The sequence below is a fragment of the Microbacterium sp. W1-4-2 genome, assembly GCF_058349885.2.
Window position 1 is genome coordinate 102,711 of sequence record NZ_JBYRJC020000005.1, and the last position, 24,573, is coordinate 127,283.

The following is a 24,573-nucleotide window of genomic DNA, read 5'->3' on the forward strand; positions in this document are numbered from 1 at the left end:
CTGCTCGTCTTGCTTTCTGCCGTGCGAGTCCCCACAATCAGCGCAGGATGACCGTTCGCCTGCACCCCCTGCGCAAGATCTCGAGCCAGATCTTCTTGGCACAGATCGTGATCCTGACCATCACGATGCTGGTCGGGTTCGCTCTGTTCGCGCGCGAGGCCCGGACGAACATCGATCACGACTACCAGTCCCGGGCCGCCTCCATCGCGTTGACGTTCGCGGGGGTGCCGAGCATCCGGCAGTGCATGCAGACCGAGGAGCCGGGGTGCGCCACGACGGTGCAGGACCTCGCCAAGACGACGATGGCGCAGACGGGCGCCTCCTATGTCGTCGCGATCGACATGGACGGAGTGCGGCACTCGCATCCGAACCCGGCCCTGATCGGCAAGAAGGTGAGCGAGCGGGTCGTCACCGTCGACGGGAAGGTCCACCTGCGGCAGGACAACGGCTCGACCGGACCGACCGCCAACGCACGAGTCCCGCTGTACGGACCCGACGGACGAATGGCGGGCGAGATCTCGGTCGGGCTGCAGGAGAGCTCGGTGTCCACCGAGCTCGTCGACGAGCTGCCCGCGTATGCGCTGTGGCTGTCCATCGCCCTGGTCATCGGCGCGATCGCGTCATGGCTGCTCGCACGGCGGATGAAGCGGCGCACCTTCGGGCTCGAGCTCGACGAGATCGCCCGGCTGCTGCAGGAGCGCGAGGCCACCCTGCACGGGATCCGGGAGGGCGTGATCGCCGTCGACCCGGGCGGCCGGATCAGCGTCGTCAACGACGAGGCCCAGCGGCTGCTCGGGCTGCCGTTCGTGGCTTCCGGCCGTCGGATCGAAGAGGTCCTCGAAGAGGGGCCGCTGCGCGAAGCCCTGACGGCGACCAGCGGGCTGGAGGACGAGATCATCGTGACCGATGACCGACGGCTCGTCGTGAACCGGATGCCGGTGGTGCTCGGCGGGCGTCCGCACGGCGCCGTGATCACGCTGCGCGACCGCACGGAGTTCGAAGCGCTCACCAGCGAGCTGACCGGCACGCGCAGCCTCACCGAGTCACTGCGCGCCCAGCAGCACGAGTTCGCCAACCGCATCCATGCGATCGCCGGGCTGCTCGAGCTCGGGCGGCTGCCCCAGGCGCTCAGCTACGTCCACGAGATCCGCGGCACCAGCGCCGACCTGGACGAGACGCTGCGCGCCCACATCGCCGCGCCGCACATCATCGGGCTCCTGCTCGGCAAGGCCGCCGAAGCGGGCGAGCGCGGCATCCGCTTCACGATCTCTCCCGACACCGTCCTCGGCGAGGCGCCCGAACGCGTGCAGGCGTTGACCACGATCGTCGGCAACCTCGTCGACAACGCCTTCGACGCGGTCGCCGACACCCCTGTCCCGCGTCGGGTCGAGGTGGGCATCGTCGAGACGGTGGATCGCGTCACCGTGCGCGTCGCCGACAGCGGGCCCGGCGTCACGCCGGCGGCCGCCGCCCGCATCTTCGAGAGCGGCTACACCACCAAATCCGGCGGATTCTCGTCGCACAGCGGGCTCGGTCTCGCCCTCGTGCATGCGGCGGCCGTTCGCGCCGGCGGCACCGTCTCGGTCTCGGCCGGACCGGGCGCCGTGTTCACCGTCGTGCTGCCGCGGCCGGCGTCCGCGAGCGGACCCGTGCCCACCGCGACAGCGGGCCGTGCAGCACAGGAGGGACGGTCATGAGCGATCCACGGGCATCCGGCGCCCCGCCTCTCACCGTGGTCGTGGTCGACGACGACTTCCGCGTCGCCTCGGTGAACGCGGGCTTCGTCGACCAGGTGGCCGGGTTCCGGGCGGTCGGCGAGGCGCACACCGCCGCCGAGGCGCTCGACCTGATCGACCGGTACCGACCCGACCTCGTGCTGCTCGACCTGTACCTGCCCGACGGCACCGGACTCGACCTGATCCGCACGATGCTCGGCATGCCGGACGCCCCCGTCGTGATGGTGATCTCGGCGGCGAACGACGTCGCCTCCGTCCGCGCGAGCCTGCAGCTGGGGGCGGTGAACTACCTCGTGAAGCCGTTCGAGTTCGCCGATCTGGCGGCGCGACTGGTCGCCTTCCGCGATGCGCAGGCGCGGATGGCGCAGCTGAGCGGCGCGGCGAGCCAGGCCGACATCGACCGGATCTTCGGCATGCGCCGGCCCGCCGCCGCCCCGGGCCGCCCCGTCGAGGGCGCCCGCCTCGCGCCCACGCTGCGCCTGGTCTACGAGGCGGTGGCCCGCACCGGCGACAGCGCCTCGGCGCTGGAGGTCGCCGCAGCGGTGGGGATCAGTCGAGCCACCGCGCAGCGATGCCTGACGCAGCTCGAGCAGAGCGGGCTGCTGCGCCTCGAGCTGCGGTACGGGGCTGCCGGACGGCCCGAGCATCGGTACTCCCGGCCGCGCGCCCCGGGCATGTGATGATCCGGGGCGGCGCCCGCCCGCCGGTAGACTCGATTCTCGTGTCCGACGAGGTTTCCGAGATTTCCCCCGAGGCGGTGGATGCCGCGGTCCAGGCTGCGCTGTCAGCCATCGCCGCCGCCACCGATACGGCGCAGCTGAAGGCCGCCCGTGCCGCGCACACAGCCGAGGGCTCGCCCCTGGCGCGCCTGAACGCGCGCATGCGCGAGGTGCCTCCGGAGCACAAGGCGCAGTTCGGCAAGCTCATCGGGCAGGGTCGGGGCCGGGTCACGCAGGCGCTCGTGGCCCGTGAGGGCGAGCTCGAGGCGGCCGAGACGGCAGCCCGGCTCGAGGCCGAGCGGGTGGACGTCACCGCGATCGCGCAGCGATCGCGGGTGGGGGCGCGGCATCCTCTCACCCTGCTGCAGGAGCAGATCGGCGACCTGTTCATCGGCATGGGCTGGGAGGTGGCCGAAGGACCCGAGCTCGAGCACGAGTGGTACAACTTCGACGCGCTGAATCTCGACGAGGACCACCCCGCCCGTCAGATGCAGGACACGTTCTACGTCGACCCGGTCGCGCGTCACCTCGTGCTGCGCACCCAGACGAGCCCCGTGCAGATGCGCGCGATGCTCACCCGCGACCTGCCGATCTACGTCATCTCGCCCGGGCGCGTGTTCCGCACCGACGAGTACGACGCCACCCACCTGCCGGTGTTCACGCAGGCCGAGGGCCTGGTGGTCGACAAGGGCATCACGATGGCGCACCTGAAGGGCACGCTCGACCACATCGCCCGGCAGCTGTTCGGCGCCGAGGCGAAGACCCGCATGCGCACGAACTACTTCCCGTTCACCGAGCCGAGCGCCGAGTTCGACCTGTGGCACCCGACCTTCAAGGGCGGGGCGCGCTGGATCGAGTGGGGCGGCTGCGGCATGGTCAACCCCAACGTGCTGCGCGCGGCAGGAATCGACCCCGAGGTGTACAGCGGCTTCGCGTTCGGCATCGGCATCGAGCGCGCGCTCATGTTCCGCAGCGACGTGCAGGACATGCGTGACATGGCCGAGGGCGATATCCGTTTCAGCGAGCAGTTCGGGATGGTGGTGTGATGCGCGTCCCGCTTTCGTGGCTGCGTGAATACGTGGATGTGGCGCCGGATGCGACGCCCGAGGACGTGCTGGCGTCGCTGGTGTCGGTCGGATTCGAAGAAGAGGACGTGCACCGCTTCGAGGTGACCGGCCCGGTCGTGGTCGGTCAGGTGATCGAGTTCGTCTCGGAGCCGCAGTCCAACGGCAAGACCATCAACTGGTGCCAGGTCGACGTCGGCGAAGCGAACGGGGGAGTGCGCGGCATCGTCTGCGGTGCGCACAACTTCGTCGCCGGCGACAAGGTCGTGGTGACCCTGCCGGGCGCCGTGCTGCCCGGGCCCTTCCCGATCGCGGCGCGCAAGACGTACGGGCATGTCTCGGACGGCATGATCGCGTCGGCCCGAGAACTGGGCCTCGGCGACGAGCACGCCGGCATCCTGCGCCTGGTCGACCTGGGCCTGGACGCCCCCGTCGGCGCCGACGCGATCGCGCTGCTGGGGCTGGACGACGTCGCCGTCGAGATCAACGTGACGCCCGACCGCGGCTATGCCCTGAGCCTGCGCGGCGTCGCCCGCGAGTACGCGCACGCGACCGGCGGCACCTTCCGCGACCCGGGCGAGCGCCTGTGGGACGAGCTGCAGCAGCCCGAGGCCGGCTTCGCCGTCGCCGTGGAGGACGCTGCGCCCATCCGCGGCAACGTGGGCGCGACCGAGTTCGTCGCACGCATCGTGCGGGGGGTGGATGCCGCAGCCCCGACGCCGCCGTGGATGATCGCGCGTCTGGTGCTTGCCGGCATCCGTTCGATCTCGGTGCTCGTCGACATCACGAACTACGTCATGCTCGAGCTCGGCAACCCGGTGCACGGCTACGACCTCGACAAGCTCACCGGCGGCATCACCGTACGCCGGGCGCTGCCGGGCGAGAAGATCACCACGCTCGACGACCAGACCCGCGACCTGCACCCCGAGGACCTGCTCATCACCGACGGGTCGGGGGCGATCGGCCTGGCCGGGGTCATGGGCGGTGCCGCCACCGAGATGAGCGCGACCACCACGAACGTCCTGATCGAGGCGGCGACGTTCGACCCGACCACGATCGCACGCAGCGCGCGCCGTCACAAGCTGCCGTCCGAGGCGTCGCGACGGTTCGAGCGCGGGGTCGACCCGCTCATCCCGTTCGTCGCCGCGCGGCGCGTGGCGGACCTGATGGTCGAGCTCGCCGGCGGGACGCTCGACGTCGAGGTCGGTGGGGCGCTGTTCGCCTCGTACGAGCGCGAGTCGATCGCGCTGCCGAAGCCGTTCACGGCGGGCCTCATCGGCGTCGACTACGCCGAGTCCGAGGTGTCGGGGGCGCTGACGACGATCGGCTGCGACGTGTTCGACGCGGGCGGCGAGTGGCTGGTCACGCCGCCGTCGTGGCGTCCGGACCTCACCGACAAGTGGACGCTGGCCGAAGAGGTCGCGCGCATCCACGGCCTGGACCGCGTGCCCTCCGTGCTGCCCACGCCCCCGTCCGGCCGCGGCTGGACCGCCGAGCAGCAGGGACGCCGACGCGTCGCGAACGCACTGGCGGCCGCGGGCCTGGTCGAGACGCCGTCGTTCCCGTTCACGACCGCCGCGCACAACGACCTGCACGGGTCGGCGAGCGGTGCCGGGCTGCCCGCGATGAAGCTGGCGAACCCCCTCGACGGGCAGGCGCCGTACCTGCGGCGCTCGCTGATCCCGGGGCTGCTGCAGGTCGCGCACCGCAATCTGTCGCGCGGGTTCACCGACCTGGCGCTGTTCGAGCTCGGCGCGGTGTTCCTGCCCGAGCCGGGCGTCGACTACGGCACGGCCACCGTGCCCCCGCTCGCGCAGCGCCCCGACGACGAGACCCTCGCGGCGCTCGACGCGGCGATCCCGCCGCAGCCGCGCCACGTCGCGGTGCTGTTCGCCGGCAACGCGATCGCCAAACAGCCCGGGCAGCCGGCGGTGCCGGTCGAGCTCGCCGATGCGATCGATGCGGTCCGCGTGATCGCCGCTGCCGCCGGCGTGACGGTCGAGATCGCCCAGGCCCAGCGGGCGGCCCTGCACCCGGGCCGCACCGGCGTCGTCCGACTCGAGGTCGCTGAGCGAGGCCCGGGGCAGCCGGACCGAGACGAAGGGCCGGCCGGCCGCCAGGTCGTCGGCTACGTCGGCGAGCTGCTGCCGTCGGTGACCGACGACGCCGACCTGCATGGTCGCGTCTACGTCGCCGAGCTCGACCTGGATGCGCTGCTGGCGGCCGCCGGCGCGCGCGTGGTCGCGGCATCCCTCTCGACGCAGACCCCGGCGACGCAGGACGTGTCGCTCGTGGTCCCGCTCGCGGTCGCCGCAGGGGACGTGCGCCAGGCGCTCATCGACGGCTGCGGATCGCTGCTCGAGTCGCTGCACCTCGTCGACGACTACCGGGGCCAGGGCGTGCCGGACGGCACGAAGAGCCTGACGTTCGCGCTGCTGTTCCGCGGGACCGATCGGACGCTGACGGCGGCCGAGGCGACCGACGCCAAGCTGCAGGGGGTCGAGCTCGCAGCCGAGCGCTTCGGCGCGAAACTGCGCGACTGACGGGGCGGTCGATTCGGCGCCCGCACCGATAGGCTCGTGGCGATGACCGATTCGACCGAACCCGCCCTGCGGATCCGCGGACTCACCAAGCGATTCGGCGACAAGGTCGCGGTCGCGGGCATCGACCTGGAGGTCCCGACCGGGTCGTTCTTCGGTCTGGTCGGCCCGAACGGCGCCGGCAAGACGACGACCCTGTCGATGGCCACCGGGCTGCTGCGCCCCGATGCGGGCAGCGTGAGCGTGCACGGCATCGACGTGTGGCGCACGCCCGCGGCCGCCAAGCGCATCATCGGCAACCTCGCCGACGGCGTGCGTCTGTTCGATCGGCTCACCGGCGAGCAGCTGATCACGTACACGGCGATGATGTTCGGCATTCCGCGACCCGAGATCGCTCCGCGCGTCGCCGACCTGCTCGACATGATGGATCTGCGCGAGGCGGCGGGCACGGTCGTCGCCGACTACTCGGCGGGGATGACCAAGAAGGCGGCCCTGGCGTGCGCGCTCGTGCACGCTCCGCGACTTCTCGTCCTCGATGAGCCCTTCGAATCCGTCGATCCGGTGTCGGCGGCCAACATCGAGGGCGTGCTGCGCAGCTACACGGCATCCGGCGGGTCGGTGATCGTCTCGAGCCATTCGATGGATCTCGTCCAGCGCATGTGCGATCACGTCGCGATCCTCGCGGTCGGACGGGTGCTCGCCGCCGGCACGGTCGACGACGTCCGCGCCGGGGCGAGTCTGCAGGAGCGTTTCATCTCCCTGGTCGGCGGCCGGCACGACGGGGTGGGGCCGGCATGGTTGCGACAGTCCTGAGGCTCCGGTACCGGATCCTGTTCACGACGCTCGGCCGCAATCCGTGGCAGCTGGTCGGGTTCGTGTTCGGGATGCTGTGGGCCGCGGGGGCGCTGATGGTCGTGCTCGCTGCGCTCATCGCGCTGGCCGTGCTGCGGGGACCGATCGAGGCGCGGACGGTGGCGATCCTGGGCGGGTCGGCGCTGGTCCTGGGCTGGGTGGTCGCGCCGGTCCTGGTCGCCGGGACGGATGCGACGGTCGACGCGGCCAAGCTCGCCCCGTTCCCCCTCACGTCCCGTCAGACCATGGTCGCGCTCGCGGCGACCGGGCTCACCGGCATTCCGGGCATCGTCACCTCGATCGCCGCGCTCGGCACGGCGGTGCTGTGGATGCGGTGGCCGGCGGCCGCGGCGGCCTCGCTCGCGGGCGTCGTCCTGGGCGTGTGCACGTGCGTCGTCGCCAGCCGCCTGCTGGCGACTCTGTCGGCAGGGTTCGGGGCCGGGCGACGCGGTCGCGAGATCCTGGGGACCGTCCTGATCGTGCTGGTCGTCTTCGCCGGCCCGATCCTCACGGCCGTCGTCGGAGTGCTCGACACCGCCGGGGCGTCCCTCGACCGTCTCGTGCAGGCCGCCGACGTGCTCGGCTGGACGCCTCTGGGCGCGGCGTGGGCCGTGCCGGCGGATCTGGCACTCGGCGCCTGGATTCCCGCGCTCGCGAAGCTCGCCCTCGCCTGTGCGACGCTGGGGGCGCTGTGGTTCGCGTGGTCGCGCGCGCTCGCGGCGGCCACGGCCTCGCCGCCGCGCCGCGCCGCCCGCACCGTCAAGACGGGTTCGCTCGGGCTGTTCGGGCTGATGCCGACCGGCGGGGTGGGAGCGACCTGGGCCCGCTCGCTGACGGCATGGACGCGCGACCCGCGCTATCTGCGCCAGCTCATCATCGTGCCGCTGCTGCCGATCCTGTTCGTGTTCACGAGCGGGACGGACGGGTTCATGTTCGCCGCCTCGGCGGTGGTCGTGGGCTTCGTGCTGTCGATCGTCGGCTACACCGACGTCTCGTACGACGGCACGGCGTTCGCCTCCGTGCTCTCCGCCGGGGTGCGCGGATGGCAGGACCGGCTGGGCCGGATGCTGGCGTCGGCGTGCGTCGGCGTGCCGGCCGTCTGCGCCGTGGCGTTGATCACGGCCGCCGTCGGAGAGGACTGGCACGCGCTGCCGGCGGTCCTTGCCGCAGGGCTTGCGCTGGTCCTGGCCGGCTACGGGGTGTCGGCCGTGTCGTCCGCGCTGGTCGTCTCGCCCGTCGCCCGTGCCGGTGACAGCCCGTTCAAGACCGTGCCGGGCCAGACGTTCGTCAACGGCCTGTTCGTGTTCGTGGTGATGGCCGCGGTGCTCGTGATCTCGGCTCCGTCCCTCGTCCTGGCGGCCAGCGGCCTGCTCCTGGACAGGGGCGAGCTGGGATGGATCGCGCTGATCGTCGCGCTCGTGCTGGGGGCGGCGGCGATGACCGGGGGAGTGCTCGTCGGCGGGCGCATCCTCGAGCGCACGGGACCCGCCCTGTTGCAGCGCATCAAGGCCTTCCCAACCCGTTGACGCGGGCCGGGCGATCGCCTCGTCGGTCGCTGCGCGCCGAGTGCCGTTGCGGGCGTACCGTGAAGACATGCCCGACACCGTCACGCTGACCGCCCCCGACGGCGAGACCTTCGCCGCACATCTCGTCCGTCCGAGCGGCGAGCCGCGCGGCGGGCTCGTGGTGGTCCACGAGATCTGGGGGCTGACGGACCACATCGTCTCGGTCGCCGACCGGTTCGCGGGCGAAGGGTATGTGGTGATCGCCCCCGACATCCTCAGCCACGGCGGCGTCGAGCCGTCGCTGGGCAGCGAGCTGTTCGCACTGATGAACTCGGCCGACGAAGAGGCGCGCACCGCCGCGCAGCCGCGCATGCGCGACGCGCTGGCCGCGATCCGGGCCCCCGAGTACGCGGACTGGGCCGTCGGCGCGCTGCGCTCCGCCGTCGACCGGCTCGCCGCCGAACCGGGGGTGGGTGGCCGCATCGGCGTCGTGGGCTTCTGCTTCGGCGGCACCTACGCGTTCCTGCTCGCCACGGCCGACGACCGCATCCGCGCGGTCGCCCCGTTCTACGGCACCGCGCCCGATGCCGGGCGCATCGCCCGCATCCACGCGCCGGTGCTGGCGCTGTACGGCGGTCACGACCCGGCGCTGATCGACGCGCTGCCCGACGTGCGGGCGCGCATGGCCGACGCCGGCGTCGTGTTCACCCCGGTCGTGTACGACGAGGCCTCGCACGCGTTCTTCAACGACACCGGCAGCCGGTACGACCCCGCCGCGGCGGCCGACGCATGGCAGCGGGTGACGGCGTTCCTCGCCGCGGTCCTGGGCGCGACATCGTGACGCAGGTCCTCGTCCTGGGCGGTACGGGATGGCTGAGCGGCCGCGTCGCGCGCCGGTGGGTGGATGCCGGAGCCGCCGTCACATGTCTTGCCCGGGGCGTCCGCCCTGCGCCCGACCGTGCCCGCCTCGTCGCCGGCGATCGCGCCGCGCCCGACGCATACGACGCGCTCGCCGACCGGGAGTGGGACGAGGTGGTCGACATCACCTCCGACCCTGCGTTCGCCGCCGCGGCGACAGCCGCGCTCGCCGGGCGCGCCCGGCACTGGACCTGCGTGTCCTCGGTCTCGGTCTACGCCGACGCCGACCTGGCCGGGGCCGACGAGACCGCGGCCGCCGTGCCCGCGGGCGCGCCCGGCGACGAACTCGACTACGCCCGCGCCAAGGCGACGATCGAGTCGTCGGTGCGCGCGGCTCTCGGCGATCGCGCGACGATCGTCCGGCCCGGCCTCATCGTGGGACCGGGCGATCCCTCCGACCGGTTCGGCTACTGGGTGTCGAGGTTCGCGCTCGCGGGCGCAGACCCCGTGCTCGTGCCCGAGGCCGACGGGCGCGGCGCCTCCGTGATCGACGTCGACGACCTCGCGACGTTCATCGTCGCGGTCGGCGCGCGTGCCTGGACGGGCACGGTGAACGCGCTCGGCGACCCCGTCGCCCTGAGCGATCTGCTGGCCCGGGCGCGCGCGACCGCCGGACACACCGGCGACGTCGTCGTCGCGCCCGAGGACTGGCTGCGCGCCCGCGACGTCTCCTACTGGATGGGTCCGCGATCGCTGCCGCTGTGGCTGCCGCGCGACCTCGTCGGGTTCTGGGCGCGCAGCAACATGCGCTACCGCGAGCTGGGCGGTGCGTTCCGGCCGCTCGATGACACCCTGCTGCGCACCCTTGCCGACGAGCGTGATCGGGGGCTCGGGCGCGAGCGGCGGGCGGGCCTCACCCGCGACGAAGAGCTCGTGTTACTGCGCGAGCGCGGCTGAATTTGCGGATGCCGCATCCGCCCGGCTATCGTCGGGCCATGCGCGCGACGAACCTCGAGCAGCTCCGGGTGAGCCTCGGTTCCGTGCGCGCCGCCGCAGACGGCCGACGCCGTCTGCGTCCGGGTTCCCGCGGCCGCCGACTCTAGGCGACCCCGCGTCGCGTCCTCATCGGACGTGCGAGGGCGTCGCCGTCATACGGCCCGTGCCGGCCTGGTCCGGCCAACCTCGGAAACTAAGGTAGAAGAATGACCTATTCGGTCGCCGTCTCCGGCGCCTCCGGCTATGCAGGGGGAGAGCTCCTGCGCACCCTCGCCGCCCATCCCGACATCGAGATCCGCACCGTCACCGCGCACGCCAACGCCGGCCAGCCCCTGATCGCACACCAGCCGCACCTGCGGCAGCTTTCGCACCTGACGCTTCAGGACACCACGCCCGAGATCCTCGCCGGCCACGACATCGTGTTCCTCGCGCTGCCGCACGGCCAGTCCGGGCAGTACACCGACGCCTTGACCGACGCGGCGCTCGTGATCGACGCCGGCGCCGACCACCGCCTGGAATCCGCCGCCGACTGGGACGCGTTCTACTCGGGCCCGTTCCACGAGCCGTGGGCGTACGGTGTGCCCGAGCTGCCGCTCGGCCCGCCCGGCACCGGTCGCAAGCAGCGGCAGCGCCTGGTCGGGGCGACGCGCATCGCCGCCCCCGGCTGCAACGCGTCGACTGTGAGCCTGAGCCTCGCACCGGGCGTCGCCGCCGGTGTGATCTCGCCGTCCGACCTGGTCGCCGTCCTCGCCGTCGGCCCGTCCGGCGCCGGCAAGAGCCTCAAGCCTCACCTGCTCGGCTCCGAGATCCTGGGCTCGGCCAATCCGTACGCCGTGGGCGGCGTGCACCGGCACATCCCCGAGATCAAGCAGGCGCTGCACGCAGCGGGCGGCTCCGGCATCCATCTGTCCTTCACCCCGGTGATCGTCCCGATGTCGCGCGGCATCCTCGCCACCGTCTCGGCCCCGATCGCGGGCGACGTCACCGACGCCGGGATCCGCGCGGCGTGGGAACAGGCCTACGCGGGCGAGACGTTCGTCCACCTGCTGCCCGAGGGCGTCTATCCGCGCACCGCCGACGTGATCGGCGCGAACACGGCCCTCATGGGCCTGCACATCGACCGCGACGCGAACCGGGTGACGATCGTCACCGCCGTCGACAACCTCGCCAAGGGGACCGCCGGCGCCGCCGTGCAGTCCATGAACATCGCGCTCGGCCTCCCCGAAGACCGCGCCCTCACCGTGAACGGAGTCGCCCCGTGACCGTCACCGCACCGAAGGGGTTCGAAGCGGCAGGCGTCGCGGTCGGCCTCAAATCCACCGGCAAGCCCGATGTCGCCGTCGTCGTCAACCGAGGGCCGAACAAGGTCGGGGCGGCCGTGTTCACGAGCAACCGGGCCAAGGCGAATCCGATCCTGTGGTCGCAGCAGGCGATCGCCGACGGCGTCGTCGAGGCCGTCGTGCTCAACTCCGGCGGAGCGAACTGCTTCACCGGGTCGTTCGGGTTCCAGACCACGCACCTCACGGCCGAGAAGGCCGCCGAACTGCTCGAGGTCAGCGCCGGCGACGTCATCGTCTGCTCGACCGGGCTCATCGGATCGGGCGACGAGGTGTTCCGCGCGAAGGTGCTCGACGGCGTGCACAAGGGCGTCGCCGCGCTGTCCACGGACGGCGGAGCGTCGGCCGCCGAGGCGATCATGACCACCGACACCGTGAGCAAGACCGTCGTGCACTCCGAGGACGGCTGGACGATCGGCGCGATGGCGAAGGGCGCCGGGATGCTGGCGCCCGGTCTTGCCACGATGCTCGTGGTGATCACGACCGACGCGGTGCTCGACGCCGTCGAGGCCGATGCGCAGCTGCGTGCGGCGACCCGGGTCAGCTTCGACCGGCTCGACTCGGACGGCTGCATGTCCACGAACGACCAGGTCACCCTGCTGTCCAGCGGCGCGAGCGGCGTCACGCCCGATCCGGCCGCGTTCCGCGCCGCGCTCACCGCCGTCTGCATCGAACTCGCCGAGAAGCTGCAGGGCGACGCCGAGGGCGCGAGCCACGACATCACGATCGAAGTGCGGGGCGCGGCATCCGAGTCCGACGCCGTCGACGTGGGCCGCTCGGTCGCCCGCAACAACCTGTTCAAGGCCGCGATCTTCGGCAACGACCCCAACTGGGGCCGGGTGCTCGCCGCGATCGGCACGACGCAGGCCGCGTTCGACCCGTACGACACCGACGTGTGGATGAACGGCGTGCGCGTGTGCACCGCCGGCGGACCCGACGCGCCGCGCGAAGAGGTCGACCTGGCCCCGCGCGCCACCCACGTCATGATCGACCTGAAGACCGGCGACGTCACGGCGCGGATCCTCACGAACGACCTCACGCACGATTACGTCCACGAGAACAGCGCCTACTCGTCATGACCGACACCCGCCTCCAAGACACCGACCCGGCCGTCGCCAGCGCGAAGGCCGAGACCCTCATCGAGTCGCTGCCGTGGCTCAAGCGCTTCCGCGACCAGGTCGTCGTGATCAAGTACGGCGGCAACGCCATGGTCTCCGAAGAGCTGCAGGATGCCTTCGCCGCCGACATCGCGTACCTGCGCTACGTCGGGGTGCAGCCGGTGGTCGTGCACGGCGGCGGGCCGCAGATCTCGGCGATGCTCGACCGGCTGGCGATCCCCAGCGAGTTCAAGGGCGGGTACCGGGTCACCTCGACCGAGGCGATCTCAGTGGTGCGCATGGTGCTCACCGGGCAGATCAACCCGCAGCTGGTCGCGAAGATCAACGCCCACGGACCGATCGCCGCGGGTCTGTCGGGCGAGGACGCGGGCCTGTTCGGCGGGCGCCGCCGCGGCGTCATGATCGACGGTGTGGAGCACGACCTCGGGCGGGTGGGCGACGTGGCGCAGGTCGACCCGCAGCCGATTCTCGACCACCTGGCCGCCGGCCGCATCCCGGTCGTCTCTTCGATCGCCCCCGACCTCGACCGGCCCGGCCACTCGCTCAACGTGAACGCCGACGCGGCGGCCGCCGCGCTCGCGATCGCACTGAAGGCGTCGAAGCTCGTGATCCTCACCGACGTCGCCGGGCTCTACGCCGACTGGCCCAACCGCGACTCGCTCGTCTCGCACCTGACGGCGGATGAGCTGGCCGAGATGATGCCGCGCCTGGAATCGGGGATGATCCCCAAGATGCGCGCGTGCCTGGACGCCGTACAGGCCGGCGTCGACACCGCCGCCATCATCGACGGACGCGTGCCCCACTCGGTGCTCGTCGAGATCTTCACCCACAAGGGAATCGGAACGGAAGTGGTGGCCGGACGCGGTGCACTGAGCGAGCGGAGCGAGTCGAAATGACGTGGCAAGACGACGCCTCGCGCGACCTGCTGAACCTCGGCGGACGGCTGGCGCTGCTCGTGCGCGGCGAGGGATCGCACGTGTGGGATGCCGACGGCAGCCGCTACCTCGACTTCCTCGGTGGCATCGCCGTCAACGCCCTCGGGCACGGGCATCCCGTCTTCGTCGACACCGTCGCGAAGCAGGCCGCGACCCTCGCGCACGTGTCGAACTACTTCGCCACGCCGCCGCAGCTCGAGCTCGCCGCGCGCCTGAAGCGGCTGGCGGGTGCCGGGGCGGACGGGCACGTGTTCTTCGCGAACTCGGGATCGGAGGCCAACGAGACCGCGATCAAGCTCGCCCGGCTGCACGCGCACAAGACCGGCACGAAGACCATCGTGAGCCTGAACGGCGCCTTCCACGGCCGCACGATGGGCTCGCTCTCGCTCACACCCAAGGCCGCGTACCAGGACCCGTTCCGTCCCCTGCTGCCCGACGTCGCGCACATCGACCCGACCCTGGCCGCGCTCGCGCAGGTCTTCGCCGACGAGTCCGTCGCGGCGCTGGTCGTCGAGCCGATCCAGGGCGAGGCGGGCGTCGTGCCGCTGCCCGAGGGCTTCCTGCGCCGTGCTCGCGAGCTGACCACCGCCCACGGGGCGCTGCTGATCGTCGACGAGGTGCAGACCGGCGTCGGCCGCACTGGCACTTGGTTCGCGTTCCAGCGCGAGGGCATCACGCCCGACGCGATGAGCCTCGCCAAGGGCATCGCGGCCGGCTTCCCGCTCGGGGCGCTGGTCACATTCGGGCAGAGCGATCTGTTCTACCCCGGCACGCACAACTCGACGTTCGGCGGCAACCCGCTGGCCACGGCGGTCGGCAACGCCGTGCTCGCCGAGATCGAAGAGGCCGATCTGCTCGCGAACGTGATCGAGCGGGGCGCCCAGCTGCGTGCGGCCGTCGCGGGTCTGCCACTGGTGACGGGAACGCGCGGTGCGGGGCTGCTCATCGGCATCACGCTGGCTGCGCCGGTCGCGGCGCAGGTGCGGGATGCCGCGCAGCGGCGCGGTCTGATCGTCAACGCTCCTACGACCGACGTCATCCGCATCGCCCCCGCGTACACGATCGGCGATGCCGAGATCGACGAATTCACCACCCTGTTCTCCGCCGCACTCGCCGAGGTCGCGGCATCCACATCCGTCCCGGAGGTTTCCGCATGACCCGCCATCTGCTGCGCGACGACGATCTGACCCCCGCCGAGCAGTCCGAGATCCTCGATCTCGCGCTCGAGCTGAAGAAGGACCGCTGGGCGCTCACGCCGTTGGCCGGCCCCCAGACCGTCGCGGTGATCTTCGACAAGTCGTCGACCCGCACGCGCGTCTCGTTCGCCGTCGGCATCGCCGACCTGGGCGGCTCGCCGCTGATCATCTCGACGGCCAACAGCCAGCTCGGCGGCAAAGAGACGCCGTCGGACACGGCCCGCGTCATGGAGCGCCAGGTCGCCGCGATCGTCTGGCGCACGTACGCGCAGTCGGGGCTCGAAGAGATGGCCCGCGACACCCGCGTGCCCGTCGTGAACGCCCTGTCGGACGACTTCCACCCGTGCCAGCTGCTGGCCGACCTGCTGACCATCCGCGAGCACAAGGGATCGCTGGCCGGGCTCACCCTGGCCTTCTTCGGCGACGGCAAGTCGAACATGGCGCACTCGTACGTGCTGGCGGGCGTCACCGCCGGGATGCACGTGCGGGTGGCCTCGCCCGAGGCCTACGCCCCGCGCGAGGACGTCATCGCCGACGCCGACCGCCGGGCCGCCGAGACCGGCGGATCGGTGACGCTGTACACCGATCTGCACGAGGCGATCGCCGGTGCCGACGTGGTCGTCACCGACACCTGGGTGTCGATGGGCAAAGAGGAGGAGAAGCTCGAGCGCATCCGGGACCTGGGCGGTTACAAGGTGACGACCGACCTGATGCGCGAGGCCACCGAGGACGCGATCTTCATCCATTGCCTGCCCGCAGACCGCGGTTACGAGGTCGACGCCGAGGTCATCGACGGGCCGCAGTCGGTCGTCTGGGACGAGGCCGAGAACCGCCTGCACGCGCAGAAGGCGCTGCTGGTCTGGCTGCTGCGCCAGAACGGCACCGCCGCCGAGGCTGCGGAGGCGGCGGCGTGACCGAGACGTGGCGGCGGCGGCCGCGAACGTGGACGTGGCGGCGGCGGACGTGGACGTGGCGGCGGCGGACGTGCCCGACGCAGCGGACCTGCCGTGAGTGAGCAGGCCGCATGAGCGCCTGATCCCGCGCCCTCTGCAATCGCCGTCCCGAAGGGCCGCATCACGAGGATGAACCGGCACTTCGGGACGGCGTTTCCTTAGCCTCTTGGGAGATGCCGTCCCATTCGGTCGCTTGCCAGCGCTGATGCGTCACTTCGGGACGGCGAAGTCGGAATCTGCGGGCGGTCGGCTGCGCCGTCGCCGTTCGCCTGGGGTTCAGTCGGCGGGGGATGCCTCGTCAGCGGCGGATGCGTCTGCGCCGGCAGCGGTGCCCGCGCCCGCATCCGGCGCCCGCCATCCCGCCCGAATGAGGGCGTTGCGGATCAGCGCGACGGCGGGGTCGGGGGTGGGGTAGAGATGTTGCGCCACGATGCGCAGCACCCGCCAGCCGGCATCCTCACACGCTGCATGCTTGTCGATATCGCGGTACCACTGCGCGCGATCCGTGCGGTGGTGGTCGCCGTCGCATTCCACAAGCAGTCCGAACTCCCGAAAGGCGAGTTCGGTGAAGCCGATCTGTGTGCCATCGGCAGCGAACACGTCGACGTCGAGCTCGGGTGCCGGTAGCCCGGCTCGCCAGCAGGCGATACGTGTTCTGGTCTCGGATCGGGACGCGCTGCCGACGCGCACCAGATCGACTGCTTCGAGTAGGGCGTCGCGGTGCCGGCGCCGAGGGGTGTTCGCCGCCCTGCGCAGCTTCGCGATCGTGCCGAGTGCATCACTCTCGGTGCCGCGTTCCATGCCTCGCTTCCGCGGGATATTGACGATCGCATCGCCGATGTCGATGAGTTCGTCCACCGTCAGTTCACCGGCGAGCATGGCCCATGTCGATGCCGGGCTCGAGACGCGTAAACCATCGACCGTCGCGATCGTGACCTGAGCTGCCGACAGCTGGTGCCCGCGCACGCCGGCGGCCTTGGATGCGCGGCGTCGTCCGAGGACCGCGACGTCGATGCCGCGTGGTGGGATCTTCCGTCCGCGGTGCCGGGTGGTCTTCACCGCCAGCCGCATCAGGTGCAACGGAACCGGCAGTCCCCACAGCACAGCGGCTGTGACGTGCGAGAAGAACCAACTGCCCGGGGCGACCTTTGCGAAGGCATGAGCGAGGCGCGTGATCTCGGCGATCAGAGCCTTCGCCTCGATGGTCGTCGCGCTCTCGTCGGGTTCCGCCTTCGGCGATGGGGCGGGTGTGGCGCGCACACCGTGGAAGGGTCTGGTGAGCCCATCGTGGCGCAGGCGTCGGGAGCTGACCCCGGCGTTCTTCGCACGTCGGACGCCGAAGCTCTCGCCGAGGTCATCGGGCAAGGGCGTGAGGCGTGCCGGCATGCCTCGATGATCCGCGACCTGAGTCATGCCCATGGGGCGAGGACGCACATCTGTGGACGGTCCGGCCCGGTTGGCTCATTCGAGTGATCTGGGGAGGAGACGGAGATGTCGGGCACGGCGATCCGCCGTGCCGTCCCGAAGTGCCGCTTCGCGCCGCTGAAGCGGCAGTGTGGGCCGGCGTTCGAGGGGTGCCCAGGCATCCTCGTATTGCCGTCCCGAAGTGCCGCTTCATGGCCGTTGAAGCGGCAGTATTGGCCGGCGTTCGGAGGCCGTGGCTGCGGCATCCTCGGATCGCCGTCCGGAAGTGCCGCTTCGTAGTCGCTGAAGCGGCAGTATGGGCCGGAGATCGCGGGGCGCCACCCGAGCCACCCAGCGAGACGACTGTCCCGAAGCCCGGAGGTGTATATACACCCCGGTACGCTGGATCGGTGAGCGAAGAGACCGACAGCACAGAGACGCACGGCACCAACGAGGGGGCGCTGTGGGGCGCGCGGTTCGCCTCGGGGCCGTCGCCCGAGCTCGCGGCGCTGAGCAAGTCGACGCACTTCGACTGGGCCCTCGCCCCGTACGACATCGCCGGATCGCGGGCGCATGCGGCAGCCCTGCACGCCGCCGGGTATCTCGACGACGCACAGCTGGCCGGCATGCGGGCCGCGCTCGACGCCCTCGAGACCGACGTCGCCAGCGGGGCTTTCGTCGCCGCAGCCACCGACGAAGACGTGCACGGCGCACTCGAGCGCGGGCTGCTCGAGCGTGCGGGGGCCGACCTCGGCGGGCGCCTGCGCGCCGGCCGCAGCCGCAACGACCAGATCGCGACGCTCGTGCGGCTGTATCTGCTCGACCACGCGCAGACGATCAGCCACGGCATCCTGCGCCTCGTCGACGCGATCGTCGCGCAGTCCGAAGCGCACCCCGACGCGATCATGCCGGGGCGCACGCACCTGCAGCACGCGCAGCCGATTCTGCTCGCACACCACCTGCAGGCGCACGGCTGGCCGCTCGTGCGCGACCTCGAGCGCCTGCGCGACTGGTCGGCCCGGGCGCGCGTGAGCCCGTACGGCGGGGGAGCGCTCGCCGGCTCGAGCCTGGGCCTGGACCCGGTGCTCGTTGCGCGCGAGCTGGGACTGGACCGGCCGGCGGAGAACTCGCTCGACGGCACCGCCGCGCGCGACGTCGTCGCCGAGTTCGCGTTCATCGCCGCCCAGATCGGCGTGGACCTGTCGCGGTTCGCCGAAGACATCATCCTGTGGAACACGCGCGAATTCGGGTTCGTGACCCTCGACGACGGCTATTCGACCGGCTCGAGCATCATGCCGCAGAAGAAGAATCCCGACATCGCCGAGCTCGCGCGCGGCAAGGCGGGTCGCGTGATCGGCAACCTGACCGGCCTGCTCGCGACGCTCAAGGGCCTGCCGATCGCCTACAACCGTGACCTGCAGGAGGACAAGGAGCCCGTCTTCGACTCCGTCGCGACGCTCGAGCTGCTGCTGCCCGCGTTCGCCGGCATGGTCGCGACGCTGCGCTTCGACACCGCCCGCATGGCCGCGCTCGCCCCCGAGGGCTTCTCGCTCGCGACCGACGTCGCCGACTGGCTCGTGCGCCAGGGGGTGCCGTTCCGCGACGCGCACGAGATCTCGGGCGCACTGGTGCAGGCGTGCGAGCAGCGGGGCATCGGGCTGGTGGATGCCTCTGACGACCTTCTCGCGCAGGTCTCGCCGCTTCTGACTCCGGCCGTGCGCGGCGTGCTCAGGATCGAGGGATCCGTCGCCAGCCGCGACGGCGCCGGGGGCACCGCCCCCGTGCGGGTGGCCGAGCAGCGCACCGAGCTCGTCGCCCGCGCCCAGGCCGCCGCGCACGCGCTCGGCCTCTGAGCCGGGCGCATTCCCGCTCGCGGCGCGGACGTCGCGCGCACGGACTCGGACGTTCTGCACGCCACGCCGGGCACGGCGCGGCCGATGCGGAGCGTCAGCGACGATCTCCGATTCCGTCCATGAAATGGATGCCGCGACAGCGGCCAGTGCGAACTGATCGATCCAATTCGATCAGTGAATCGCTTATCAATTCGGGTTATCAGTGATATCCTGATCGCATGGTGATCGCGGTGACCGCCGACATGATCGGCTCCCGGCGGCTGGACGACCGGGCGCTCGCCCAGCAGACGCTCGACAAGACGATCGCGCGGGTCGGGCGCGATCTGCCGGTGGCCGATCGTCCGCTGCGGCCCACCGTGGGCGACGAGCAGCAGGGTGTGTACCCGACGCTCGAGGCGGCGCTCGGCTCGATCCTGCTGATGCGTCTGGCCCTGCCCGACGAGATCGGCCTGCGCTTCGGCGTCGGGATCGGCGCCGTCGGCACGGTGCCGTCCGAGGCGACCGACTCCGGAATCCCCGACGGCCCGGGCTGGTGGGCCGCGCGAGCGGCGATCGAGCGCGTGCACGCGATCGAGCAGCGGACCGTTCCCGGTGCTCGCACCTGGGTCGTCGCGCACGAGACCGAACCCGCCGCCGCGCACGACGCGGCGCGGCTGGCGAACGGGTACCTGCTCGCCCGCGACCAGCTCGTCACAGACATGAGCGAACGCACTCGGCGCCTGACCTACGGGCGCTGCCTGGGCGAGACCCAGCGCAGCCTCGCGGAATCCGAGGGGATCACCCAGTCCGCCGTGTCCCAGGCCCTCGCCGCATCGGGGGCGGCGGCGATCGTCGAGGGCTTCGCCCAGCTGGGCCTGCGCTGAGCGCCGGCGTCACGCGCCGCGCGCCGAGCCCAGTCGTCACCCGTCCCGCTTCACCAGATCGCGAAGCGCAGCAGCGCCCCGATCACGCTCGCCCAGATCAGGCTCGAGAGCGACCCGATGATGAAGCGCTCGCGCGCCTCGGACTCGGCGAGCTCGGTGAACCGGCCGATGCCCTTCAGCGCGACCAGCGCCGCGATGGCCTCGGGGTAGCCGACGACGATCGCGAGCACCGTGGCCAGCCGTTCGAGGTAGCCGATGGCGGTGCCGCCGCGCATGAGCGTCCGCGGCGGGGCCGCGGCATCCTCACCCTCTTCGGGCAGCAGCATGATGCCGCCGTCCTCGGTCTCGCGCACCCGTGAGCCGGCGGCGAAGTCGAGCACCCGTCGCGTGACCGGGTCGCCGCCCACGACGGCGACGGCCACGCCGAGCAGTGTCAGGATGAGCCCCATGATCGCGGGGATGTCGATCGGTGCGATGGCGACGACCACCAGCGCCAGCACGACGAGGCCGCCGGCGATCGCCAGCGGCACCGTCGCCGGGTGCCGCAGGCTCACGACGACGAGCACGAGCGCGCCGCACAGCACCAGGAACAGGAAGATCGCCAGCATCGCGACCAGCAGCGGTTGGGATCCGGCGAGCGTCATGCGGCTCAGTCTGACACGCGGCCCCGACATCGGGCGGGGCGGCGCTCCGCCCGCACGCGACCCGGTCGGCCGCCGGCCCCGTCACCGCGGAACCGTTCCCGTCACCGCGGAACCGGCCCCGTCACCGCGGATCGGGCGGCCCACGCCCGCTGATACGCTGAAACGCGTGTCAGAAACCGCTCCGGGCGCCATCGCGCCGCAGGGACTGAGCGCGACCGCGCCGGCGAACGACCCGACGTTCGACAACGTCTGGGACGAGCTCGTGTGGCGCGGACTCGTGCACGTGTCCACCGACCAGGACGCTCTGCGCGAGCTGCTCGCCGGGGACCCGATCACGTACTACTGCGGTTTCGACCCGACCGCCCCGAGCCTGCACCTGGGCAACCTCGTGCAGCTGCTGGTGCTGCGCCGGCTGCAGCTGGCGGGGCACAAGCCCCTCGGCCTCGTCGGCGGATCGACGGGCCTGATCGGCGATCCGCGGCCGACGGCCGAGCGCACGCTGAACACCAAGGAGACCGTGGTCGAGTGGGTCGCGAAGCTCCGCGCCCAGGTCGAGCACGTGCTGAGCTTCGAGGGCGAGAACGCTGCCCGCATCGTCAACAATCTCGACTGGACAGCGCCGCTGAGCGCGATCGACTTTCTGCGCGACATCGGCAAGCACTACCGCATCGGGACGATGCTGAAGAAGGATGCCGTGGCCGCCCGCCTGAATTCCGAGGCGGGCATCAGCTACACCGAGTTCAGCTACCAGCTGCTGCAGGGCATGGACTACCTGGAGCTGTACCGCCAGTACGACTGCGTGCTGCAGACCGGCGGATCCGACCAGTGGGGCAATCTCACCAGCGGCACCGACCTCATCCACCGCGTGGAGGGTGTGTCGGTGCATGCGATCGGCACGCCGCTGACCACCAACAGCGACGGCACGAAGTTCGGCAAGAGCGAGGGCAACGCGATCTGGCTGGACGCCGAGATGTGCAGCCCGTACGCGTTCTACCAGTTCTGGCTCAACACCGACGACGCCGACGTCGTGCAGCGGCTGAAGGTCTTCACGTTCCTGACCCGCGACGAGATCGACGAGTACGCGCGGCTGGTCGAGGTCGAGCCGTTCCGCCGCGCCGCGCAGAAGCGCCTCGCGCTGGAGGTCACGACGTTCGTGCACGGAGAGGATGCCACGGCCGCCGTGGCTGCGGCATCCGAAGCGCTGTTCGGCAAGGGCGATCTGACCGCGCTCGACCCCGGCACGTTGCGCAGCGCCCTGCGGGAGCTGCCGCACATCGAGGCCTCCGTCGACACGTCGGTCGTGCAGGTGCTCGTCGACACGGGGCTGGTGGCGAGCCTCGGCGAGGCGCGCCGCGCGATCGCACAGGGTGGCGTGTCGCTGGACGGCGTGCGCGTCGAAGACGAGGGGGCGCTGGTCACCGGCGCCCTGCCCGGCGGCGTGTCGGTGATCCGTCGCGGCAAGAAGACGCTCGCGGGCGTGTTCGTCTTCGGCTGACATGCCGTTCACGCCGAGCCACGCGGTCGTCGCGCTGCCGTTCCTGCGCACGCCGATGGTTCCGGCGGCCGTCGTGGTGGGCTCGATGACGCCGGATCTGCCGCTGTTCCTGCCCTGGACGCCGTTCTCATACCAGGTGATGCACACCAACATCGTCGTGGCCGGCGTCGTTGCGGCGGTGCTGCTCGGGCTCTGGTATGTGCTGATGCGGCCCGCGGTGCGCGAGCTCAGCCCCGAGCTGCTGGCGCGGCGGCTCCCACAGGAGTGGGACCGTATACCGCGTCGGCGAGATCGGAGCCGTCCGCGGCTGCGGATCACGTGGGTGGCCGTGTCGATCCTGTTCGGCGTGGTGTCGCACATCGTCTGGGACGCGTTCACGCACGACGGCCGATGGGGTGTGCGTGCGGTGCCTGCGCTGAACGAGCAGTGGGGGCCGCTGCTGGGCTACAGATGGCTGCAGCACGGCACCGGCGGCCTGGCGCTCGCCATCCTGCTCGTGTGGGGGCTGCTGTGGCTGCGGCGCGCCGACCGCGGCGAACTCGACCGCGTCTTCCCGAAGGCCGTGCGCTGGGGGTGGTGGGCGTCGCTGCCGGTCGCGCTGCTGCTCGCGTGGGGGATCGGGCTGCTCGTGCTCGGTCCCCTCACGCCCGGGTTCACCGCCGAGCAGCTGGCGTACCGGGTGCTGCCACCGGCGGTGGGGATCTGGGGCGCGCTGACCCTGGCGCTGTGCGCTGCCGTGCAGATGCGTCGCGCGGGGCTCGGCATCCCGCGCTGACGCCCGACGCGCATCGCGGCCGGGATCACCGCGGTCGCCACTGCGGCGCATCGCGACCCCACGGCCGGGGCGCGGCGAACGCCTGCGGACCGCCGGCATAGGCAACGGCGGGCGCGGCCGTGGTGACCCGGCGACCGTCGATCTCGAATGTCTGCGTGTGTTCAGCGGGGTCGGGCGTGAGCGGCGCCGCAGGTGCCGCCGTGCGGGGCAGCCCGAGCAGCTCGGCGGCGACGCGGCGCAGCGACGTCGAGACCAGCCACGAGCCGCCTTCGGCATCCCGCCGGGCGAGGGCGGTCAGCACGCCGGCGGCCAGCAGATAGCCGGTGGTGTGATCGAGCGCCTGCGCGGGCAGCACCCCGGGTGCATCGGCGGAACCCTCGATGACCGCGATGCCGCAGTTCGCCTGCACCAGACTGTCGAATCCGCGCCGGTCCGGATCGCCCCAGGCCGAATGCTCAGCGACCACGATGCCGGGCCGCCGCTGCGCCAGGGCGTCGGGCGTGAGCCCGAGGCGCGCGAGCGCAGTGGGCCGATAGCCGAGCGCCACGACGTCGGCCGACTGCAGCAGATCGTCGAACGCGGCTCGATCGGCGGGCGAGGCGAGATCCAGGAGCGCCGAACGCTTGCCGTGCCCGGTGTCCAGATGCTGCAATTCGATCTCGGGCAGGCTCGGCGGGTCGATGCGCAGCACGTCGGCGCCGAGCAGCGCCAGCGTGCGGGTGCCGACGGGACCCGCGATCACGCGGGTGAGGTCCAGGACACGGATGCCGCGCAGCGGCGCGTCGGGCGGGCCGGCACGATACGGGGTGCGCGGAGCGGTGCGGATGCCGCGGGCCGAGACGATCGGTTCTTCGCGCAATCTCGCATCGGTCTCGGGCGCCTCCTCGCCCACCAGCACGCACAGCCCGTGCGCATCCGTGACGGCCTCGACCGCCGTCCGCACGGGCAGGCGCGCGAGAGCGTGCGCCACGGCCTCGCGTTCGGCAGCGGGCGACAGACCGAGACCGGCGCGCAGGGCGGCGGCGTGGTGCGGGTAGTTGCCGTGCGTGCGCACCCACCCGTCGGCGCAGCGGAAGAAGCCCGACAGTGCGGCGAACGCGTCCGGCCGGGCGCCGTCGACGCGCAGAGCGCGTTCGCTGGCATATGCGACGGCGACACGGTCGGGGTCGACCGTGATCCGGGCCGAGCCGCGAAGCGACGCGGCCGCCGACGAGACGGCGGCGATCGCACCCCACGCCAGGGAGGGCACGTCCAGATGCGCGGGCAGGGGAACCGGGTGCGGGGGAGCGTCCGCGGATGCCGACCCCGATCCATCGCGTCCGAGAGCCCGCCAGATGGAGCCAGCGACGGCACGGGCGGTGGCGGCGTATGTCTGCATGGTGCGACCCTACGCCGTGCAGACGGGAGTCGAAATGGGGCCTGATCTGCGCGACACGCCCGGGATGCAGAGTCGATTCGACGCACAGTGCTCAGCACGCGTAGAGTCTTTCTTGTTCGCCCCAAAGGGAAGAGCGAAGCGGCCGAAAGGCCCCGCCCCCTCAAGCAGCGAACCGAACCCCCTTCTCCTCATCGAACATCCGGGCTTCCGGGTGCTAGGATGGGGACTCCACCGTGAGGTACGGCGCGTCGGATTGACAGCCGCAACACGGTGGTTATGATTGTGAAGTTGCCCTGCGACGATGGCCTGTGGGTCTGGTTTGTGGGTGTGTCCGATCCTTGAGAACTCAACA

General features: G+C 71.7%; 20 protein-coding genes. 17 read left to right on the forward strand and 3 right to left on the reverse strand.

Translation table 11 applies throughout. From position 1 onward, the window contains the following. Positions 1-47: 47 nt before the first annotated feature. The 13 genes from AC3RX0_RS16420 to argF all read left to right on the forward strand — a co-directional run bounded on the left by AC3RX0_RS16420 (position 48) and on the right by argF (position 15,770). Positions 48-1,697 carry a sensor histidine kinase gene (locus AC3RX0_RS16420; protein ID WP_491507084.1) on the forward strand — a complete coding sequence of 550 codons (1,650 nt, stop codon included), beginning with the start codon at positions 48-50 and terminating at the stop codon, positions 1,695-1,697. Beyond that, positions 1,694-2,416, forward strand: coding sequence for a response regulator (locus AC3RX0_RS16425; RefSeq protein WP_491507085.1), 723 nt, complete (start codon positions 1,694-1,696; stop codon positions 2,414-2,416). Before AC3RX0_RS16420 ends, AC3RX0_RS16425 begins: the two co-directional genes overlap by 4 nt. Then, positions 2,416-3,501, forward strand: coding sequence for a phenylalanine--tRNA ligase subunit alpha (gene pheS, locus AC3RX0_RS16430; protein WP_491507086.1), 1,086 nt, complete (start codon positions 2,416-2,418; stop codon positions 3,499-3,501). The genes AC3RX0_RS16425 and pheS overlap by 1 nt, the downstream gene beginning before the upstream one ends. After that, positions 3,501-6,062: a phenylalanine--tRNA ligase subunit beta gene (gene pheT / locus AC3RX0_RS16435; RefSeq protein ID WP_491507087.1), complete on the forward strand. Its 2,562-nt coding sequence runs from the start codon at positions 3,501-3,503 to the stop codon at positions 6,060-6,062. The genes pheS and pheT overlap by 1 nt, the downstream gene beginning before the upstream one ends. A 42-nt stretch (positions 6,063-6,104) precedes the next feature. Beyond that, the gene (locus AC3RX0_RS16440; protein WP_491507088.1) at positions 6,105-6,872 is read left to right on the forward strand and encodes an ABC transporter ATP-binding protein; all 768 of its coding nucleotides are present in this window, start codon (positions 6,105-6,107) and stop codon (positions 6,870-6,872) included. Beyond that, positions 6,854-8,437 carry a hypothetical protein gene (locus AC3RX0_RS16445; RefSeq protein ID WP_491507089.1) on the forward strand — a complete coding sequence of 528 codons (1,584 nt, stop codon included), beginning with the start codon at positions 6,854-6,856 and terminating at the stop codon, positions 8,435-8,437. Before AC3RX0_RS16440 ends, AC3RX0_RS16445 begins: the two co-directional genes overlap by 19 nt. Before the next feature lie 67 nt (positions 8,438-8,504). Next, entirely contained in the window at positions 8,505-9,257 is a 753-nt protein-coding gene (locus AC3RX0_RS16450; RefSeq protein ID WP_491507090.1) for a dienelactone hydrolase family protein, read from the forward strand. Beyond that, on the forward strand, positions 9,254-10,231 hold the full coding sequence (locus tag AC3RX0_RS16455; protein WP_491507091.1) for an NAD-dependent epimerase/dehydratase family protein: 978 nt from the start codon (positions 9,254-9,256) through the stop codon (positions 10,229-10,231). The genes AC3RX0_RS16450 and AC3RX0_RS16455 overlap by 4 nt, the downstream gene beginning before the upstream one ends. A gap of 245 nt (positions 10,232-10,476) precedes the next feature. After that, complete coding sequence (gene argC, locus AC3RX0_RS16460; RefSeq protein ID WP_491507092.1) at positions 10,477-11,532, forward strand: N-acetyl-gamma-glutamyl-phosphate reductase; 1,056 nt, start codon at positions 10,477-10,479, stop codon at positions 11,530-11,532. Continuing rightward, entirely contained in the window at positions 11,529-12,686 is a 1,158-nt protein-coding gene (argJ, locus tag AC3RX0_RS16465; protein ID WP_491507093.1) for a bifunctional glutamate N-acetyltransferase/amino-acid acetyltransferase ArgJ, read from the forward strand. The genes argC and argJ overlap by 4 nt, the downstream gene beginning before the upstream one ends. Next, positions 12,683-13,621, forward strand: coding sequence for an acetylglutamate kinase (argB, locus tag AC3RX0_RS16470; protein WP_491507094.1), 939 nt, complete (start codon positions 12,683-12,685; stop codon positions 13,619-13,621). The genes argJ and argB overlap by 4 nt, the downstream gene beginning before the upstream one ends. Beyond that, entirely contained in the window at positions 13,618-14,817 is a 1,200-nt protein-coding gene (locus AC3RX0_RS16475; protein WP_491507095.1) for an acetylornithine transaminase, read from the forward strand. The genes argB and AC3RX0_RS16475 overlap by 4 nt, the downstream gene beginning before the upstream one ends. Further along, the gene (gene argF / locus AC3RX0_RS16480) at positions 14,814-15,770 is read left to right on the forward strand and encodes an ornithine carbamoyltransferase (protein WP_491507096.1); all 957 of its coding nucleotides are present in this window, start codon (positions 14,814-14,816) and stop codon (positions 15,768-15,770) included. Before AC3RX0_RS16475 ends, argF begins: the two co-directional genes overlap by 4 nt. Positions 15,771-16,085: 315 nt before the next feature. Here the strand turns inward: argF and AC3RX0_RS16485 are convergent, their stop codons facing one another. Next, positions 16,086-16,880, reverse strand: a complete 795-nt coding sequence (locus tag AC3RX0_RS16485) for a putative endonuclease domain-containing protein (protein ID WP_491507097.1) — start codon at positions 16,878-16,880, stop codon at positions 16,086-16,088. Positions 16,881-17,623: 743 nt separating this feature from the next. Between AC3RX0_RS16485 and argH the strand changes: the two genes are divergently transcribed. Together argH and AC3RX0_RS16495 are read left to right on the forward strand one after the other, a co-directional pair. Then, entirely contained in the window at positions 17,624-19,066 is a 1,443-nt protein-coding gene (gene argH, locus AC3RX0_RS16490; RefSeq protein WP_491507098.1) for an argininosuccinate lyase, read from the forward strand. Positions 19,067-19,284: 218 nt separating this feature from the next. Then, complete coding sequence (locus tag AC3RX0_RS16495) at positions 19,285-19,929, forward strand: SatD family protein (RefSeq protein WP_491507099.1); 645 nt, start codon at positions 19,285-19,287, stop codon at positions 19,927-19,929. 50 nt (positions 19,930-19,979) lie between these two features. On the opposite strand, the gene AC3RX0_RS16500 is transcribed toward AC3RX0_RS16495, so the two are convergent. Next, positions 19,980-20,573 (reverse strand): hypothetical protein, encoded by a 594-nt coding sequence (locus AC3RX0_RS16500; protein WP_491507100.1) that lies wholly within the window; start codon positions 20,571-20,573, stop codon positions 19,980-19,982. Positions 20,574-20,778: 205 nt separating this feature from the next. Between AC3RX0_RS16500 and tyrS the strand changes: the two genes are divergently transcribed. Both tyrS and AC3RX0_RS16510 read left to right on the forward strand, forming a co-directional pair. Next, positions 20,779-22,068 (forward strand): tyrosine--tRNA ligase, encoded by a 1,290-nt coding sequence (gene tyrS / locus AC3RX0_RS16505; RefSeq protein WP_491507106.1) that lies wholly within the window; start codon positions 20,779-20,781, stop codon positions 22,066-22,068. Between the two features lies 1 nt (position 22,069). Then, entirely contained in the window at positions 22,070-22,843 is a 774-nt protein-coding gene (locus AC3RX0_RS16510; protein ID WP_491507101.1) for a DUF4184 family protein, read from the forward strand. A 25-nt stretch (positions 22,844-22,868) separates the two neighbouring features. Here AC3RX0_RS16510 and AC3RX0_RS16515 read toward each other — a convergent pair whose 3' ends face one another. Further along, positions 22,869-24,221, reverse strand: a complete 1,353-nt coding sequence (locus tag AC3RX0_RS16515; RefSeq protein WP_491507102.1) for a CoA transferase — start codon at positions 24,219-24,221, stop codon at positions 22,869-22,871. Positions 24,222-24,573 lie beyond the last annotated feature (352 nt).

What these genes read in the sequence shown, in the direction of transcription:
- AC3RX0_RS16420 (WP_491507084.1), top strand. Translation starts at nt 48, where the DNA reads ATGACCGTTCGCCTGCACCCCCTGCGCAAGATCTCGAGCCAGATCTTC.
- AC3RX0_RS16425 (WP_491507085.1), top strand. Translation starts at nt 1,694, where the DNA reads ATGAGCGATCCACGGGCATCCGGCGCCCCGCCTCTCACCGTGGTCGTG.
- pheS (WP_491507086.1), top strand. Translation starts at nt 2,416, where the DNA reads ATGATCCGGGGCGGCGCCCGCCCGCCGGTAGACTCGATTCTCGTGTCC.
- pheT (WP_491507087.1), top strand. Translation starts at nt 3,501, where the DNA reads ATGCGCGTCCCGCTTTCGTGGCTGCGTGAATACGTGGATGTGGCGCCG.
- AC3RX0_RS16440 (WP_491507088.1), top strand. Translation starts at nt 6,105, where the DNA reads ATGACCGATTCGACCGAACCCGCCCTGCGGATCCGCGGACTCACCAAG.
- AC3RX0_RS16445 (WP_491507089.1), top strand. Translation starts at nt 6,854, where the DNA reads ATGGTTGCGACAGTCCTGAGGCTCCGGTACCGGATCCTGTTCACGACG.
- AC3RX0_RS16450 (WP_491507090.1), top strand. Translation starts at nt 8,505, where the DNA reads ATGCCCGACACCGTCACGCTGACCGCCCCCGACGGCGAGACCTTCGCC.
- argC (WP_491507092.1), top strand. Translation starts at nt 10,477, where the DNA reads ATGACCTATTCGGTCGCCGTCTCCGGCGCCTCCGGCTATGCAGGGGGA.
- argB (WP_491507094.1), top strand. Translation starts at nt 12,683, where the DNA reads ATGACCGACACCCGCCTCCAAGACACCGACCCGGCCGTCGCCAGCGCG.
- AC3RX0_RS16475 (WP_491507095.1), top strand. Translation starts at nt 13,618, where the DNA reads ATGACGTGGCAAGACGACGCCTCGCGCGACCTGCTGAACCTCGGCGGA.
- argF (WP_491507096.1), top strand. Translation starts at nt 14,814, where the DNA reads ATGACCCGCCATCTGCTGCGCGACGACGATCTGACCCCCGCCGAGCAG.
- AC3RX0_RS16485 (WP_491507097.1), bottom strand. Translation starts at nt 16,880, where the DNA reads ATGCGGCTGGCGGTGAAGACCACCCGGCACCGCGGACGGAAGATCCCA.
- AC3RX0_RS16495 (WP_491507099.1), top strand. Translation starts at nt 19,285, where the DNA reads ATGGTGATCGCGGTGACCGCCGACATGATCGGCTCCCGGCGGCTGGAC.
- AC3RX0_RS16500 (WP_491507100.1), bottom strand. Translation starts at nt 20,573, where the DNA reads ATGACGCTCGCCGGATCCCAACCGCTGCTGGTCGCGATGCTGGCGATC.
- AC3RX0_RS16510 (WP_491507101.1), top strand. Translation starts at nt 22,070, where the DNA reads ATGCCGTTCACGCCGAGCCACGCGGTCGTCGCGCTGCCGTTCCTGCGC.
- AC3RX0_RS16515 (WP_491507102.1), bottom strand. Translation starts at nt 24,221, where the DNA reads ATGCAGACATACGCCGCCACCGCCCGTGCCGTCGCTGGCTCCATCTGG.